The organism is Marinobacter panjinensis, assembly GCF_005298175.1.
GTDB classification, from domain to species: Bacteria; Pseudomonadota; Gammaproteobacteria; order Pseudomonadales; family Oleiphilaceae; genus Marinobacter; species Marinobacter panjinensis.
The window spans coordinates 507214-523320 of the sequence record NZ_SZYH01000001.1; the positions used below are offsets into that span (position 1 = coordinate 507214).

General features: G+C 50.8%; 13 protein-coding genes. 5 read left to right on the plus strand and 8 right to left on the minus strand.

What is annotated here, in order from left to right; genetic code table 11:
* Nucleotides 1–622 precede the first annotated feature (622 nt).
* A complete protein-coding gene (locus FDP08_RS02285) occupies nucleotides 623–4489 on the plus strand; it encodes a PIN domain-containing protein (protein WP_137434419.1) in 3867 nt (1288 codons plus the stop codon).
* Nucleotides 4490–4801: 312 nt separating this feature from the next.
* Here FDP08_RS02285 and FDP08_RS02290 read toward each other — a convergent pair whose 3' ends face one another.
* Both FDP08_RS02290 and FDP08_RS02295 read right to left on the minus strand, forming a co-directional pair.
* Nucleotides 4802–5545 (minus strand): hypothetical protein, encoded by a 744-nt coding sequence (locus tag FDP08_RS02290; RefSeq protein ID WP_137434420.1) that lies wholly within the window; start codon nucleotides 5543–5545, stop codon nucleotides 4802–4804.
* A gap of 726 nt (nucleotides 5546–6271) precedes the next feature.
* Entirely contained in the window at nucleotides 6272–7096 is an 825-nt protein-coding gene (locus FDP08_RS02295; RefSeq protein ID WP_137434421.1) for a MipA/OmpV family protein, read from the minus strand.
* Nucleotides 7097–7301: 205 nt separating this feature from the next.
* Here FDP08_RS02295 and FDP08_RS02300 point away from each other — a divergent pair, with 205 nt between their 5' ends.
* Together FDP08_RS02300 and FDP08_RS02305 are read left to right on the plus strand one after the other, a co-directional pair.
* Complete coding sequence (locus tag FDP08_RS02300) at nucleotides 7302–7493, plus strand: DUF1127 domain-containing protein (RefSeq protein ID WP_137434422.1); 192 nt, start codon at nucleotides 7302–7304, stop codon at nucleotides 7491–7493.
* A gap of 128 nt (nucleotides 7494–7621) precedes the next feature.
* Complete coding sequence (locus FDP08_RS02305) at nucleotides 7622–8365, plus strand: Crp/Fnr family transcriptional regulator (protein ID WP_137434423.1); 744 nt, start codon at nucleotides 7622–7624, stop codon at nucleotides 8363–8365.
* An 11-nt stretch (nucleotides 8366–8376) separates the two neighbouring features.
* On the opposite strand, the gene FDP08_RS02310 is transcribed toward FDP08_RS02305, so the two are convergent.
* Nucleotides 8377–10377, minus strand: coding sequence for a hypothetical protein (locus tag FDP08_RS02310; protein ID WP_228263213.1), 2001 nt, complete (start codon nucleotides 10375–10377; stop codon nucleotides 8377–8379).
* A gap of 214 nt (nucleotides 10378–10591) precedes the next feature.
* Here FDP08_RS02310 and FDP08_RS02315 point away from each other — a divergent pair, with 214 nt between their 5' ends.
* On the plus strand, nucleotides 10592–11899 hold the full coding sequence (locus tag FDP08_RS02315) for an ATP-grasp domain-containing protein (protein ID WP_137434424.1): 1308 nt from the start codon (nucleotides 10592–10594) through the stop codon (nucleotides 11897–11899).
* Nucleotides 11900–12044: 145 nt separating this feature from the next.
* Here the strand turns inward: FDP08_RS02315 and FDP08_RS02320 are convergent, their stop codons facing one another.
* On the minus strand, nucleotides 12045–12713 hold the full coding sequence (locus FDP08_RS02320; protein WP_137434425.1) for a DUF6639 family protein: 669 nt from the start codon (nucleotides 12711–12713) through the stop codon (nucleotides 12045–12047).
* 157 nt (nucleotides 12714–12870) lie between these two features.
* On the opposite strand from FDP08_RS02320, the gene FDP08_RS02325 reads away from it, so the two are divergent.
* Nucleotides 12871–13245, plus strand: coding sequence for a c-type cytochrome (locus FDP08_RS02325; protein ID WP_206077263.1), 375 nt, complete (start codon nucleotides 12871–12873; stop codon nucleotides 13243–13245).
* Between the two features lie 85 nt (nucleotides 13246–13330).
* Here the strand turns inward: FDP08_RS02325 and FDP08_RS02330 are convergent, their stop codons facing one another.
* Genes FDP08_RS02330 through FDP08_RS02345 form a run of 4 tightly spaced genes read right to left on the minus strand, consistent with a single transcriptional unit; the run spans nucleotide 13331 to nucleotide 16105 of the window.
* A complete protein-coding gene (locus FDP08_RS02330) occupies nucleotides 13331–14266 on the minus strand; it encodes an MBL fold metallo-hydrolase (protein WP_137434426.1) in 936 nt (311 codons plus the stop codon).
* Between the two features lie 43 nt (nucleotides 14267–14309).
* The gene (dsbG, locus tag FDP08_RS02335; RefSeq protein WP_137434427.1) at nucleotides 14310–15164 is read right to left on the minus strand and encodes a thiol:disulfide interchange protein DsbG; all 855 of its coding nucleotides are present in this window, start codon (nucleotides 15162–15164) and stop codon (nucleotides 14310–14312) included.
* Nucleotides 15100–15615, minus strand: coding sequence for a GlcG/HbpS family heme-binding protein (locus FDP08_RS02340; RefSeq protein ID WP_170978958.1), 516 nt, complete (start codon nucleotides 15613–15615; stop codon nucleotides 15100–15102). Before FDP08_RS02340 ends, dsbG begins: the two co-directional genes overlap by 65 nt.
* A gap of 28 nt (nucleotides 15616–15643) precedes the next feature.
* Nucleotides 15644–16105 (minus strand): DsrE family protein, encoded by a 462-nt coding sequence (locus tag FDP08_RS02345; RefSeq protein WP_137434428.1) that lies wholly within the window; start codon nucleotides 16103–16105, stop codon nucleotides 15644–15646.
* Nucleotides 16106–16107 lie beyond the last annotated feature (2 nt).

Below are 16107 nucleotides of genomic sequence, written 5' to 3' on the forward strand. Positions count from 1 at the left end.
GAGAGATTGATTCACTTTAAAGGACGCACAGGAAAAAATGTAACTGGGTGCACAGCAACACCTCCTTTGGGATCAGTTGAAAAACTAATGCAGGGTTATTAAAAATGGACGACTTTACCTGGGACCCGCGTTGGGAAAGCATAATGTGCCCAACCGACACACGAATTCACATGAGCCCTTTCGAAATTGGTGATGAGGTTCGCCTTGAAGAAATGGTCACGAATTTGACCTTGTTGTCGAAATAGGCCATTGACGTGGAGTTTGTTGCAACATTCATCAGAATCGGTCTCAAACCGTGGACAGGGGTCGATGAAGCCTATAGAGGATTTAAAGTTTCTTTTTCAGAAAATCGCACTGTTAAAACAAAGCGTACCTGATATTTTTCTAGTTGATGAGTTATCTCGCGTTTGTTAGAGAAAACTATCTGGAATTATTTAAGATAATAAATAATAACTGTGCTAGCAAAATTAAGGTCTTTAAAATTTTCTGTAAGATAATAATCTTAGGAACAAACCCGAATCGATGAATCTCAGAGAAGACCGCTATATGTATAGGCGCTCCACCACATTCAAATTTTCAGGAATCGTTGCGTTACGAAATTCCTCAACAGCCGGTTGCATAAATGAGTAATTACGCCTCGTTCTCTATCCCAAAACCAAAAAATTGGCAGGACTTCGAGAACAACACATGTATCCTTTTTCAGTGTATTTTAAATGACCCGAATACTGGTACTCATGGGCGCACTGGGCAGTCTCAAAAGGGCGTAGATATTATTGGCCGTCGTGAAAGACAAGACAACCATTGGGTTGGAGTTCAATGTAAACAGAAATCGGAATCCCAAGAAGTCACAAAGAGCGAATTGGAAAAAGAGGTTCTCGAAGCGAAGAAATTTCGGCCTTCTCTCACAGAATTTATTCTTGTTACAACAGCTCCAGACGACCAAAAAATTCAGAAAGTTGCTCGTGAGATAACAGAAAAGCATCAGAAGGCAGGGCTCTTTTCCGTCGATGTTTGGGGGTGGGGAACCCTGGAAAGGGAAATCGCAAAATACCCTCTCGCAATCAATGCGTTTCACCCAGATTTAAATCCTTATACTGAAAGGTTAATCTCCCTAGGTGAGCAAAGCATCGCAAACCAGCAGGTACAAGAATCAAAACACGACCAGATGCTGGAACTCTTACAGCAAATGGCCGCTCAAAAATTGAGTTTCGGAGAAATTGCCACCGACAAAGCGTCCGCATCGACGGAGGCTGTTGACCAAAACATCCATAGCGAAATCGACGGCTATCGCGACCTTATTCAAAGAGGGAAGGCTAGGACCGCAAAAGATCTCTTGGAGGCTCTAAAAGCAAGAATTTGGGAGTCGGCTAGTGAGCGAATACGATTTCGCATTGTTACCAACATTGGCGCATGCCAACTTGAGCTTGGTGAAGAAAAGTTAGCGGCCGACAGTTTTCTTGAAGCACAAACAATTGTTGCAGATGATCCGGTAGGACTCGCCAATGTTGCGCTCGCTTACCTAATACTAAAAGAGCCCGAGAATGCGATAAGTTCTGCTAGAACGGCACTTGCGAGTGACCCAGCTAATGCAGCTGCTGCTAGTTATTTGATAGCAGGTCACATTCATGATGAGTCCGTGTCAGATCCGCTATCTTTGGTTTCCGACTCTCTCCAGGGCGCGGCCGAAGTCTTAGCAAGCGCTATTAATTTTTATGCTCGACGCGATGACCCAGCCTGGCGCGATCTTGCTCGTTCCGCGGCATTAAAACACGCTGACCAAAAACACCTCCAACGCCGGGCTGCGGAGGCTGTTTTGGATCAAGCCATGTTTTCCCAAGACATGATTATTGGAGCCGTATCGGGGAGCGATTTAAAAATCCAAGATCTACGCGACGCTGTGGCTGTATTGCAATCGCTGTGGAATGAGAGTTTTGAGGCAGAAGGTAACCTCACTGATAGCTCTCTCCCACACAACCTTTCCGTTGCGTTGTGGGGACTTCGTGAAACTGAGAAGGCTGCCCTGGTACTGGATCAGGCTCTCGAACGCTGCGTAAACACAGAAGAACTCCGAGAATTAAGAGCAGCACTGTATCTCGAAACAGGAGACCTCGAGGCCGCTCAAAAATTAATTGACCAGCAATCCCCCACGCCCGGCCTGATCATTATGCTTGCCCAAACGCTTGCTAGTCATGACCCGAAGCGGGCTCGGGATCTCATCGAAAAAAATGATTTCCGTTCAGCACCGGAGCATCAAAGATTAGCCGCAGATCAATTGATTGTGGAATCCTTTGTAAACGAAGGCCAACACGACATAGCTCTTGAGCGAGCAAAATGTCTTGTCAATGATTACCCATTCAGCATCATTCCGCTTATAGAAGTCGCCAAGATTCAACGAAAGCATAGTCCCTCGGATAGTGATTTGAGTCTATCCAAGGCTATTAGTGACCTTGGTAACGAATCGCGCTTCGCCGAACGCTTTATGCTCGCCAAACACCTTGAAGAGATTGGGCGCTATGATGACGTAATTGCCGTCATCAAAGACTTTGTAGACACGAACCATGACAGCCCTGCTTTACGCTTGCTTGTTTATGCATACATTAACGCGGACAGAAGGGCTGCGGCTCACGCACTATTAGATTCACTCTCTACAAACCTGAAATCAAAACCAGCTTATTTAAAAGCTCTAGTGGCAGTTAACGCTAATCGAAAGGATTTCCATGCTGCGCTTGAGGCTCTAGACCAATATCTTCAGGCTAAACCAGGCGATCTAGAAATGCGATTGCGTTGGTTTCAGTTCTGCCTACGCCTGAACAAACAGTCGAGGGTGCAAGATTATCTGGCGAGCGAAGGGGAACTGCTCTCTGGGTCACCGGAACAAAGGATTGAACTCGCACATTGGTTAAGTCAGTTCGGTTTTGAGCAAAGAGCCCTGAAGCTAGCTTATTCTATATTCCTGTATAATTCTGGCTCGCCGGAAGTTCACCTACGGTATGTAGGATTACTTCTTGCCCCCGGCAAGACTGATTCGATTCCGTTAGATTCAATGACCGTCCGTGAAAATGTAGCATTCGAAATTGATGATGGCCGAGGCAGGAGACTTTGGTTCGTAATAGAGCCAGAGGAAGGCCTTCGTAAGGATGAAACATATATTCCCCCAGAGAATGATATCGCCCAGAGGGCTATAGGCCTGTCTGTGGGCGACCTAATAGAGTGGGAGGGAAGCCCAGTTCCTTGGAAAGTGCTCTCCATTAAACATAAATATCTGCACGCGTTACATCGGTCGATGGAAAATTACGAGCGACTCTTCCCGACGTCCACTGGCTTGCGCCAAGTTGGGATCGACCTCGAAGCAGAAGAGCCGTTCAAAGAAGTAATTCAGAGTGTGAAAAGCAGACATGATCATGTGAATGGGGTATACGAACTTCTTGATGAAAAATCGATTCCTATTCACGTAGCCGCCAGCGCCCTGAATGCAGACATCATTGAGGTGCGCCACGGGCTACAGAAAGCTGGCCGAAAACACAAAGTGTGTACTGGAACAGCTGCCGAGCGCATGCAAGCCTTCAAGGCATTGGAACAGAATCAGGGGCGAGGCTGCGTGGTTGATGCACTTACTTTGGATATAATTCGAAGGCTCGCGATCGAAAATGTTGTTGAGACCGTGTGCGGTCCCATTTCCATTACCGGTTCAACGCGGGACGTCTATTGGAGCCGTCTCAAGCAAATGCAGGCGGAGACGGGCCCCTCTATGAGCATTCATTGGGAAGATGGAGAGCTTGTTCGCCAGGAGTTTTCGAGAGAGGAGTGGGACGACGCCATAAAATTGAGGGAAGAGGACCTTGCGTGGATAGATAATTGCGCAGAGATCATTCCAGCTGAAGGATCCCAAGATCCTACTGCTGATCTTCTTAGGTTAAATGAAGCCATCGGCCAAAATTTTATTGATGACATGGTTGCAGCTGAGGGGAGCGGAAGGCTTTTGCTTTGCCAAGATCAGGCATACCGAGTTCTTGGAGAAAAATCTCTTGGAGTTACAGGAGCCTGGCTGCAACCGGTTTTAATGGTCGCTCGCGACAAAAGAATGTTATCCAATGATGCGTACAACAAGGCTGTTATAGCGCTTTCTGAGATAGGGGATCAGTTCATCTCAATTGATGGTGGCAACCTAATATGGGCGGCGCAGCACGGAATCGAGGTATTCGACCGAGTCGTCCGAAGGCTCGGGGGGCCGGAAGCTGACATTAATTCTCACGTCCATGTCGCGAATAATTTTCTCGGGGCAGTGTGGTCATCAGATACACCTGTACCGCTTGAAACCCTCAAACAAACTTCAAGCCTGCTCGAAAACCTTCTTCGAGGAAGAACCGAGTGGCGTGGTATTGTAGCTTCCCTGATGCGACTGTTTAAGATTTGCTACGGGCGAAATGCGGAGCTTGAACGTCACGTAGTACTGTGGCTAAAGGGCCACTTTCTAATACCGTTTAAATAGATCTGCCATTTCTAGCAAAACCTAAGTTTCCTCTACGCCAGTTTTTCCATGGTCTCAATCTTGCGCACAGTCTGATAAAAATAGTGAACACAAAAATTGATCCCACGCCGTTGATACGTTTATTTGGATCGCTTTAACGAATCCGAACCTTAACTGTAAATTACTGACCAAGACTGTCTTTATTTTCAACGATGGATAGCTAGAAGCCAAGTGGAGTACGCTGGTCTTTTGCGTGAAAGAAAAGCCTCTAAGAAACCAAGCCATAGAAAGGTGGGAATAGGGCAATGACCTCCAGATTCTTAGATACTGAAACTATAGTTCTTTAATGGCTTTTTCCATCCATATATTATCAATTTTACTGACCATAATAGGTGAGGTTTCAGAACCAAATAAATGCAATTCACCCTCTTGTACTATCCCTGCTAATTCCATTAGTGATACTGGTTCATGGATCCACGCGAATACCGGACAGCCGCTGATTCCTCCTAGTGCAGTAAGCTCTTCCCAACGCCGATCACCTCGAACTTCCTCCTCAAACTCCTTTTCCATCAAACATGAAAAAGTGGAATCGCTAACGCTACTCACTAGACAGCCGCCATGTGAAAATGTGTCAAAATTATAGCCGTCCTTTGTTTTCGATCTGAAGCAACCCGGATAACCACCAAAATTCACGTATTGACCTGGCTCGATGATTACGGGGTTCTCAGCGAGCTGGATAAACCTAGGGTTTTCGCCCCATATAGTAAAGTTGTTAACTATCTCTCTCTCGACTTCAAAACAACAAAGGTCACCTGCGTCATCGACGAATTTTTTAGCCTTCACTAAGTTGAATTTTGTATTGCCAATTTGACAATAAACTTCACCACATATTTCTTTTTCAAGCTCTGTGACGACGTGCTGGTTAGTTACGCAAAAAAACCTATCCTTGTACTGCACAAGCGTGACAGTGGCGCTCCCAGGACTGACGATCCCACTTTTAGACAAACAGGAAATTGGGAGGGTATACCGCAACGGCATCCTCATAAGTTCTTTTTTAAATTCGGATTCGTCCATCATGCTCAAATTCACCAAGCCCAGAAAAGGAACTGGTATTGAATTTCAACCGGTTGTTCCTTTACCCAAACGCCTTCCTTTGGTAACGAGGCATCCTGCTCCTAAAAGCTACTCCTTATACCGGAGAATTTAAATCGGCAACGCTGTTCTGGAATGGTTCTTCGTGCCGGTCAGTTTAACTGTGATTGTGTTGTAGATACTTACCGAAAGGATCATCGCGTCCACGTTCGCAGTCGAAATCAAAGACGGGCAACGCTCTCGATTGGAAAGTCTCCCTCTATCCTGGCATCCACACTCCGCGAAAGCCGCAGTAACTCCACAGGTCGACCTCTATCCAAATGCGGGCTCCTTACTTAGAGCCTCCAAAAGCTTTTCTGTGGTCGTCCATTCCTGACTTCGAGTTTCCAAAAAGGTGAAATTGGCGGAAACCCAAAAAAAACCACAGAAACATAGCCATAGGCGAGTGCACGACGAATTCAGTACTTCTTGTGAAAATTTAGTACTTTCTGTGGCTATTCTTTAGCACTTTCTGTGGTCGTCCAATTAGACGGTGGCCGCCGGCGGTTCGACATATCCACTACTGCGCATAATGTATATTATGTTAAATACACTGTAGTGACTCGTTTAGTTCACGAGTTTTTTCCAATTCAGCCCTAGCCCAGTAACTGTGAGCTTTCCAAAATACACCACCGGGGATTATCCCTCTTTCTTCCGCGCAGTCTTAGGACATCAAAAAACATAAGTGAAGCCGACACCGATCTCCGCTTCATAATCATTCCGAGATATTGGGCTATCTGAAACGTCACTCCCATAGATTTCGTAAAGAGCTTCACCGAAGATCTGCCAGCTTTCGTTCAAGTAATTTCGATAGTTAACATTGAAACCTGTTGATCTATACCCGCTATCAACATCGGTTTCCGGAAGACCTGAATCTATGGATTGCCGAGTGTTCACACCAAAGTCCCGGTTGGCTAACTTACCATCGTGGAAAGTGACAACAGCGCCAACTTCCCAGCCAGTGCCGTTAGGTTGGCAACCCAAACAAGTTCCTGCGCCGAAAATCCCTAGCGTACCGATTTCTCCTGTCAATACACGGCCATCTAAAAAGTAACGCCAATCTTCTGCAAGGACATGACGCACTTCCAGCAGCAATGTTACCCCTGAACTCGATTCGCCTAATCCATCCAGTCTGCCATCTTCTGAATCACCCTCTTCACGGCCTTCTTCGTAGCCTACAGAGGCTTGAAACAGCCAGACATCCTTGGCCAATGTTCGCCACCCGATTGCTTCACCTGCCCAGAAAAAAAGATGTTCACCAGTTCGCCACTGAACACCCCCAGCGGGATCGATCTCAAACTCGAATTCGTCCGAACCCTCATAAGCAGTCTCATATTCAACGCCCAACCCAATCCCAACGCCCCAACCATCGCCATTTGTAAAATCGCTGATAGAAGGAAGCGGAACGAGAGGAGTTCTCATCTCCGTCGCATTTACCGATCCAAAACATGAAAGAGCGCTAAGAAATGTGGCGACTTGAAGGACTAATTTTTTCATGGTGTTTTTTCACCTATCAAGCGGTAGGCGGTAATACGACTTACTCATCACTATAGATGATTATTTTTAACTCGCGTGGCTGCAGCCTAATACCGGAGCATTCGTAAAGATCAGGCTGAATACTGTACTCCCCCAATTCCACCCATCTGTATCTGTTCGAAAAATGCTGCGGGAATAGAATTTCATGAGGCACCGGAGGTGAATCATGAATATCGAAGCAGTCCTTTCGTCCAGGCTGAAATTCTTTCTGGATCATCACAGAACTCGCACCCGACTGAGAGAACGGCTTAATGGCTTGCCAGCAAGAGAACTGGATCGGTTAGCATGGGATGTCGGCTTATCCAGAGCCGAACTGCTGCGCGAGGCCCACCGCCCGTTTTGGAAAACGGTTCGTTGAGCCCAGGCTTCTGTGCGGTCGCCTTTCCGGGCGTGACCTATTTTTAAGGATACAGCGAGCATCTCGAAACTGTACTATATTTTACAATATTTGACATTCTACCGGTTGGAACATGGAGGATACCCGGGATGGCGACGGAATACGCGTTCTTGCTCGATTCTCAGAAACCGCGACCAAATCATCTGCTTGCCACACTTAAGGCAGACAGCATGTCGCGTCTGTGCCCTCATCTGAAGTCCGTCTATCTTTCCGCGGGAGAAGTGTTATACGAGCCCGGCGTGAAAATAAACCATCTCTATTTTCCGACCGACTCCATCATTTCACTGCTGTACGTCACCCATGATGGTGCCACCACCGAAATCTCCGTGGTTGGCAATGAAGGTGTGCTTGGCGTGCCCCTGTTCACGGGTGGAGAAAGCACTTCGAGCCTGGCTGTGGTGCGAAGCGCGGGAGGAGCCTATGCGTTGCCAAGGGAGATACTGAAGGAGGAATTTGATCGTCACGGCAGGTTGATGGAACTCCTGCTGCATTACACACAAACGCTGATAACCCAGATGGCACAGACTGCCGTCTGCAACCGGCATCATCATATCGATCAGCAGTTATGCCGGTGGTTGCTGATGTCCCTCGACCGACTCCCGGGTAACTCCCTGCAGATGACCCATGAGTTTATTGCCAGCATGCTGGGTGTCCGTCGCGAAGGCGTGACCGAAGCCGCAGGAAAGCTTCAGAAGCTTGGTGTGATCACGTGCGGGCGCGGCAGGATTGACGTGTTGGACCGCGCAAAACTGGAGGACCTGTGTTGTGAGTGTTATGCCGTGGTAAAGAACGAAACTGACCGACTGCTTAATGTTAACTGGGGAGACTCCTAATAAGTCCTCCCCTACTCATAACTCGCCGCCCAACTGGTGCGCCCCAGCTCCGTGGCGCATGTCACGTCTGTTTCCGGAACGACTGTCACATCTCCCAGCTCCCTGGTGTCGTAATGAAACACACACAAGCGTGAGGCAAACTCAGCGAACGGCAGTGATGCTTCGCCGTGACGCTCACCATTACTCTCTGTGGAGCAGTTAATACCCTGGCCCCAATTCTGGCCACTGTCGTTGTTAGGATTAAAAAAGTAGACGCGCATTTCGCCATCGCGATCGAGGTTGACCCGGAGGATGGTTATGGCATGGCGTCCAACCAGGCGCCCTCCACTGTCGGTGACAGCGATACCGGCAGGTTGCGGATGGATAATGGGTATATTGCCGTTGTAATACGGATGATAAGAGGCGTAAAAGTGACGGATGAAGTCCTCATACTCATGGATTTTGCCTGTTTCCCGGCTTATAACACTGAGAAAGCCATGTCCTACCCACCAGCCATACATCTCCGGGTTGATCCAGCGGTGCAGATCGTCGTCGCGTACCCCGCACAGTCGCCCCATCTCGCCATAGATACGGTCAAGGTGAGGCGCCAGAATCAATGAAACCGGATCCACATCGGTTGGAGGCACTTTAGCAAGGCCGGCTTGCAGGTTCTGCGAGTTAACATGCTGACCTTCGAAACGCATGAGGACATCGTCATCGCGGGCGGCCCAGGCCACCAACTGCAACAGAAAATCGGCATCGTTGAAGGACCACATGGAAAGGCCGATGACCGACTGGCACGTCGGGTTATTACCCTGGCCCACACCCAGCGGTTGCCCCAGAAGGCTCAGTACACCGGCGAGAAGATACACTCGTGGCGGGTGCGCATCACCGAAAACCACGCTCAGCCTGTCGGACGCCGCCTGGCACAACTTCAGTTCAAGTTGCCGCCAGAGGCCTGCAGCGACTGGCGGCGTGAACAGAGCACCACGTTCAAGAAACATGGCCAGGCCATAGACGGCCTGACTGGTTTCCGGGTGGACCACTTCGTCAATCAGTTGGAGCACTATCTGTCGGTAGCACTGGAGCACATCGTTGCCTGTGATGCTCAGGCCCAATGCCATGGGTATCAGGTCATCCCGGTTATCCCGCAGGTGGCGCAGCAGCATGGGATGGTAGGGAGAAACCATGCCCGTTTCATGCATCGCGCTGGCAAAGCCTTTTGCCTCTTCAGATAACGCGATTTCGTCCATGGCAGCCAGGCGTTCGCCGTAGACTGCAAAGCCCGGATCGTCGCGACAGCCTTTGGTTGGGCCGAACAAGGCGCTGACAAGACGCGCTGCTTTGTGCATGCCCGTAGTATCTATTTCCGGATCAAAGAGGCACTTGGCAATCTGGCTGACCATCTGCTTGATGCTGTCAGTCTGTATCGGGCGCTGAGCCAGCAAACGGCGTACTTCGTCCACCAGGCTGTCGAGAATGCTTTCATAGCCCAGCCGGTTGAGCAGAAACTGGTAAAGCGAATTGACGATCTCACCCAGCCCTTGTGGTCGTTCCCTGTCCGCTTCGCTCATCTGGCCCGATAGCAGGTCCAGATTCAGTGCTGTCACCTGAGTGAGGAAGTTTCTGGCCTGCTCCGCTGAAATTCCGGGGTGGCGATAATCGCCCATGGCCACCGCTAGCAGACGAAGTTCGCTCAGAGCCTCGATTGCCGTGAAGTCCGGCGCTCCCTGGCGCAGCGTTCGTACGGCGAGTGCGGGCCGCAGGATGGCAGGTTGGCCCCAGTCACCGTTGGTAAATACGCCCTTGGCCTCCATTGCCGGCACACGGGCATAAAGCGCGTCCAGTCCGTCAGGAGCAGCCATAACGTCAAGTGCCGCTTCCAGCACCTCCGTGTTAGGCGCCGCGAGGTCGCTCTGGCGAGCGAGCGCAAGCTGTTCCAGGGCCTCGTCAAACCTTGCAACAGACGTATTGGTGTCTGGATCAGAATCGGGAATAGTCACATTGTCGTCCTTGCTTACCTGATGCGCCATTTGGAAATCTCCCAGCCACAAAGATGCTCTCAAGGCGGTTCAGAAGCAAACAATTCCGGGCTTTCGTTTCAATTTGTAACCAGGCCGACTATATTGGGGTTGATGATCTGGATGCACTCATCCTCCGTAAACCACAATACCCAACAGCTCGGTTTACCTGATGCGCTCCAAATTCAATGCAGTTTTCTGAGTAAACGAGTAAGGAGAAAAGCGAATGTCTATGACGTCGGAAAAAGAGTTACCACAAGAAGTTGCGGCCTGGCTCGATCCGGACATGGACTCGGTTAAAGGAACTGAGACTCCTAAGGATCCGAACAAGGGCTATATCGCCCTGCTGGGCTGGAGCGTCAATGCGATCAAGGCCGCACAGAAATTTGATCGCCGCTATGTCGTTGTTGCGCCCGAATGGGCAGCAGATTTCTGTACCGCGAACAAAATACCTTTCATACCATGGGATTTTATCCGTCTGAATGATCGGTCCATGGAGATTGCGGAAACGCTGAAGGCGGAAGGCGTCGATGTCGCCATCCCGCTGTTCGAAGAAACCGTTGAATGGTCTGGTGCCATCAACTCTGTCCTGCTCGACAGCCCTCGTATGTACGGGCAGTCGATACTGTTCCGGGACAAGGCTCTGATGAAGCGCCGTGCGCAGCTTGGCGGCATTCGCGTCGGGATCTTCGAGGAAGCCCACGAGAAGGAAGACATCGTCCGTTTCATGAAGCGTGTTAACCAGACACTGCTCAAGCTGGATGGTGACCCGGACGACCCGATTCACGTCAAGGCCTTCGACAAAGCCGGTTGCCTTGGACACCGGATGATCCGCACGTTGGAGGAAATTGACCAAATTCCAGACGAGGAATATCCTCTGCTGATGGAAAGCCACCTGAGCGGTTGGGAATTTGCCGTTGAGGCCTGGATCCACGATGGCAAAATCCAGTTCCTCAACATTTCGGAATACGTGACTCTGGGCTACTCGGTGTTCGTGCCCGCTACAAAGGAACTCGAGAGCTGGCGCAACGCGATTACCAAGCAGATCGAATTGCTGATCAAGACCTTTGATATCAAGTTCGGCCTGATTCACCCCGAGTACTTCGTCACTGCCGACGGTGAAATGTACTTTGGTGAGGTTGCCTACCGCCCACCCGGTTTCAAAGCCTTCGAGCTTATCGAGATGGCCTACGGCTTCAACGCCTACCAGGCTTCCATGTTGGTGTTCGATCCGAAGAGCACAAAAGAGGAAGTGGCGGCGTTCTTCCCGGAGGAAGTGGTCGGTGCGAAAGGCTACGCGGGCTGCTTCGGCGTCTATCCACGCCGTCGTGTGGTCAGCAAGCTGCAAATGCCTAAAGAAACCATTGAGCACCCCTATTTCGTGTCACACGAACTGCATGAGCCAACTGAAGAGACTGTTCCCGATCGGTCAGCCTTCGGTACTCATTGGGGCCTGGTGTTCTTCTTTGGTGACGACCCCATCACGATGCGGGATCTGCTGAAAGCTCAGGAGGACCTGGACTTCTATGTCTAGAGGTCAGCTAAAGCGATCCAGTGGTAGCATCGGCTTGTTATGGGTGACCACCCCACCCCGCAATCCATTTTGAGCCGATCGCCACATGCTTAACGAAAGTGTCCGCTTATTCTTAAGTGGACACTTTTTTTTGCTAAAAACCCCACTAATGAGGCGAGCTGAGTCTTCTATTCAGCAGGCGCTGAAAAAATGCCTTAGGGTCGGGTTGAGCAACATAGTGCCGGTACGCCTTCACCGCAAAGACTTCCGGGTCCAGCTGTAGGAAAATCCGGTTGATCTGCTTTTCATGCTGGAACGCCTGATTATCGAAACCCTCCAGCAACTGCTGCCGGAGTGTCTCTGGGAGTGTTGCGAGTTGTACGACATAGGCAATGTATTCATGGGCCTCAAGTGACGGCTTCAGCACTCGGAAGTTAGCTTGGGCCACCGCGTGAGCTACCTCGTGTGCCACGAAGCTTTGCCACATTGCACGGCACATGCTCCTCCCGAATGGCGGGTGGCGTTGCGCCATCAATTGCGCCTGGCTAAAACTGGGAACCTCGATATGAAAGCGCCGGGCATCGTAGGTGCCCTTAACTTCCTTCCCATGCAGGCTGAGGGGGCGATCCACCAGATCAAGGGTAAATCGAACATTGACGCGGAAACCCAGGTCACGCATGAATGCCAGTGCTGTACCAACCGCCTGGCACGCCAGTTTGCCGTCGTCCACGCGGTCACTGAACACGGTGACGCCCTGAACAGGGCACGCTACGCGGGTGGCGGAATAACCCGGGGCATTTGCCAGCGATAACAGGGCAACCAACAGCAACCGCATGCTAATTATTCCGTACCGGATGTTATCGACCCCATCGACTTGGCGCAAACGATCTCCTTTCGGTTTTTCTAGAAGGACCATGCTTCTTGGTCTAGATTTACTAATGAGGTAGCAGTATTGGTCAAGGCCTTTGGCAGTAATCTCGAACGATAATTTAATGATCGCACGAAAGGAAGCCGATATGAAAAGGACAATCGTATCAACTGCGCTTGCAAGCTGCCTCTGCCTCGGCTCTGCAATGGCACTGGCAGAATCCCATGGCAAAAGCACTATGCAACTGGCTGAAGAAAAACAGTGTATGGCTTGTCACACCGCCAGTGACGACGTACCTCGTTCGCCCTCTTTCCAGAGCATCGCCCAGAGGTATACAAAGGACGATGCAGACAAGCTTGTTCAGGTCGTTCTGACAGGTGGCGAGGATCACTGGGGTTCAGCAAAGATGCCTGAAATGGATGCTCGTGCTGAAGTCAGCGAGAAGGAGGCAAGAAAGCTGGTGAACTGGATTCTGGATATGCGTTCAGAAACAGAGTGAACCTCCGCAAATTCCAAACCTAATCAGGCCGGTGGCAATTGAATTGCCCCGGCCTGCACTTCCACTCGGCAGATTCGACTGAATTTCAGAAAAACTCGAACTCCAGATCCTGGTAGACCCGCCCCGCATTCTTTGCAGCAAGCTCCTCGAAGGTATCGAGGTAGGACCATTGGGACTGGTCGATGTTATAGGCCTCGTCCAGTCCACCCCCCTGCTCCAGAATTTCCTTAACAGCGTTCCGCAGGAATACGAGATATCCACGGGTTTCTTTGGTAACCACGTCCATGGTGGTCGGCTTACCGTGCCCCGGGATCACAACCTCCGGGTCCAACTGTGCTGTCATCTTGTCGAAAGATTCGACCCATGATCCGGTATCGGTATCCTCGAAAACAGCCAGCAAGCGCTGGTGGAAGCCGAGATCTCCGGTAATCAGCAGTTTTTCCTCTGGCATCCAGAGTGCAAGATCACCGGGTGCATGCCCCGGACCGAAATAATGCAGCTCGATCTTTATGTCACCCATGTCCAGGTCGTACCGGTCCTCAAAGCCGATATCAGGCACCGCAACGTAAGTACCTTCTGCTTTATCCTTGTTTCTGCGCTGCATGGACGCCAGTTTGGCAGCACCCTGGTGTTCGAATTCCTCAATCGCCTCGTTTTGGGCGATGATCGGAACGCCCTGGTCCCGCCAGTAACTGTTGCCCAGCATGGAGTGGCCCTGGGCGTTTTCATTGACCACGTATTTGACGTCTTTGTCGGTGATGCTGCGAATCGAATTGTGAAATGACTTCGCCAGCAGGTAGTTGTCACCGCCATTGAACACCACCACACCCTCCTGCGTGATGATGAAACTGAGATTGTTGTTATGACCGTGGTTTTCGTAAGTGCCCGGAGCGGTCGCACCTATTGCCGAGTAGACCCGATCCGATACCTTGGTGAGTTCCAGTCGGTCCGGAATGTCGCTGCTTGCAGCAACAAAGCCCGGCAGTAACAGTAAAACCAGAAACAGCCCACGAAAGCCCATTGTAATTCTCCTTCTTTCGAACTCACTGGAGCGAATGTCCATGCTATTCCGGGACTCTGAAAACCGCCTCGGATAATGCCGAGTCATCAGGCAGTCCAACGATCTTGCGTACTTCTCCATTCGAGTCTTTGTAAATAACGGATGGCGTTACTGCTACAAACAGACTTTCCATCAGCCGGTTATTGCTTTGGACCAGTTGCCGCAAGTCCTGAGGTATATTTTCTTCCGACTCAAGCCAACCTCCTGGAAACTGACTGTCATGGAATTCAAGCTTCCTGACCGGATCCTCTGCCCCAAGCACGCTGGCCGCTTTAGCCAGGCTGGATGGTTGTATGATACCGACCATGATATGTCGCAACTCGACGCCCCGCTCCAGATAAGGCTGCGCCTTTTGCCGGAACACCACACAGTAGCCGCAGTTGGGGTCTGAAAAGACATAGACAATACGTTTGGCGTCAGTGGGTCCTTCTGATACCCAGGCCGCATCCGCCAGTTCTTGCCAGGCACCGGTCAAATCCGGCTTAGGCAGCCAGTTTCTGAGGTGCGCGGCGCTGAGGTCCTGGCCAAAACCATCCACCATCTTGCCGATAATAACGTGTTCGCCGTCCGGCATAAGGTACAGCGAGATTGAATGTCCGTTTCTGCGGCCAACAAAGCCTTTGACTCCCCCCGGCGCGTCGAAGCTGGCCTCCACCTTGAGACCTTCATCAACCAGTACCTGGACAGCATCCGGATAAGCCGCAAAAGCCATGGAAGGCAACAGTAGAAATGTGGAAACAACTTTAATTACGGAACCTAACATATTGATAACCAGCGATTCCTTAAAAGAGAGATCAAAACGACGCCATTTCCAGATCCATTTCCACTGCAGCAACGCCTGCCAGAGCGCAGTTTTCATCAGTCTCGCCGGAAGGTGCGCCACTCACGCCGACACCACCGATGGTTTCACCGCTAGCCTGGATGGGAACTCCTCCGGCCGAGAGCAATACCTTCTCGACCTTGCCGACGGAAAACGGGCCGGTAAAGCGGTCTTCCAGGGCCGAGGTGGGGCTGGTAAACGTCATGGCGGTATAGGCCTTCCGGTAACTCACTTCCAGGGACAGATCCATAGCAAGTACGTCCCGCAATACCACCTGGGGATGCCCGCCCCGGTCCACCACCGTGACCGAGACCTGCACGCCCTGCTCCCGGCAGGTGTCGATTGCCGTTTTCGCGATGGTCAGGGCGGTATCCATCGAGAGTTTCTTGATCTGGACCATCACCGGCTGGTCACCGTCCTGCGCGCCGGCAATACCAGTGGTAGCAAGGGCTGAGACGAACATAAGGGATTTTGACAGCTTGGTTTTCATGGCACGCGTCCTTTTCAGGGCCAGACGATCATGGGTGAACGAGAACATAGCCTTTCTCGACCTCGTCCAGAATATGGGCAACCCCCACATCGACCGGGATGCTTTCAGGATGGAGAACCGGCCGATTCCCGGTGTCTCTTTCGATGGTATTGATGGTGTTCATGCACACGGTGAACCGGACGCCCTGGGCCATAAGGCTGGTGATTTTTTCCCGCCGGCTGTTGTCTGCATACATCAGGCGCACCCCCGGCCCGAACGTGGTTATCTCGATGTCAATCGTATCCGGGCCGTAGTACTCCAGCAGGTTGGCAGCAACGCTGAGCACCTTGTTCTGCTTTTCAGCCTCACCATCACTCAGTTGAAGGAGCAGGAATTTTTCGGCAAATGGCTTGCTCTCGCTCATCGGTTCGGCATGAAGGGTGCCCGCCGCTGCAAGCAGCACCAGGCCCAGCAGCACTGTTATGGATCCGCCAAAAAACTGTCTGCTCATCA

Bases quoted from the DNA above. Each gene is read 5' to 3' on its own strand.
- FDP08_RS02315 (WP_137434424.1), top strand. From the start codon at position 10,592: ATGTCTATGACGTCGGAAAAAGAGTTACCACAAGAAGTTGCGGCCTGG.
- FDP08_RS02295 (WP_137434421.1), bottom strand. From the start codon at position 7,096: ATGAAAAAATTAGTCCTTCAAGTCGCCACATTTCTTAGCGCTCTTTCA.
- FDP08_RS02285 (WP_137434419.1), top strand. From the start codon at position 623: ATGAGTAATTACGCCTCGTTCTCTATCCCAAAACCAAAAAATTGGCAG.
- FDP08_RS02305 (WP_137434423.1), top strand. From the start codon at position 7,622: ATGGCGACGGAATACGCGTTCTTGCTCGATTCTCAGAAACCGCGACCA.
- FDP08_RS02310 (WP_228263213.1), bottom strand. From the start codon at position 10,377: ATGGCGCATCAGGTAAGCAAGGACGACAATGTGACTATTCCCGATTCT.
- FDP08_RS02290 (WP_137434420.1), bottom strand. From the start codon at position 5,545: ATGATGGACGAATCCGAATTTAAAAAAGAACTTATGAGGATGCCGTTG.
- FDP08_RS02320 (WP_137434425.1), bottom strand. From the start codon at position 12,713: ATGCGGTTGCTGTTGGTTGCCCTGTTATCGCTGGCAAATGCCCCGGGT.
- dsbG (WP_137434427.1), bottom strand. From the start codon at position 15,164: ATGAAAACTGCGCTCTGGCAGGCGTTGCTGCAGTGGAAATGGATCTGG.
- FDP08_RS02300 (WP_137434422.1), top strand. From the start codon at position 7,302: ATGAATATCGAAGCAGTCCTTTCGTCCAGGCTGAAATTCTTTCTGGAT.
- FDP08_RS02340 (WP_170978958.1), bottom strand. From the start codon at position 15,615: ATGAAAACCAAGCTGTCAAAATCCCTTATGTTCGTCTCAGCCCTTGCT.
- FDP08_RS02345 (WP_137434428.1), bottom strand. From the start codon at position 16,105: ATGAGCAGACAGTTTTTTGGCGGATCCATAACAGTGCTGCTGGGCCTG.
- FDP08_RS02330 (WP_137434426.1), bottom strand. From the start codon at position 14,266: ATGGGCTTTCGTGGGCTGTTTCTGGTTTTACTGTTACTGCCGGGCTTT.
- FDP08_RS02325 (WP_206077263.1), top strand. From the start codon at position 12,871: ATGATCGCACGAAAGGAAGCCGATATGAAAAGGACAATCGTATCAACT.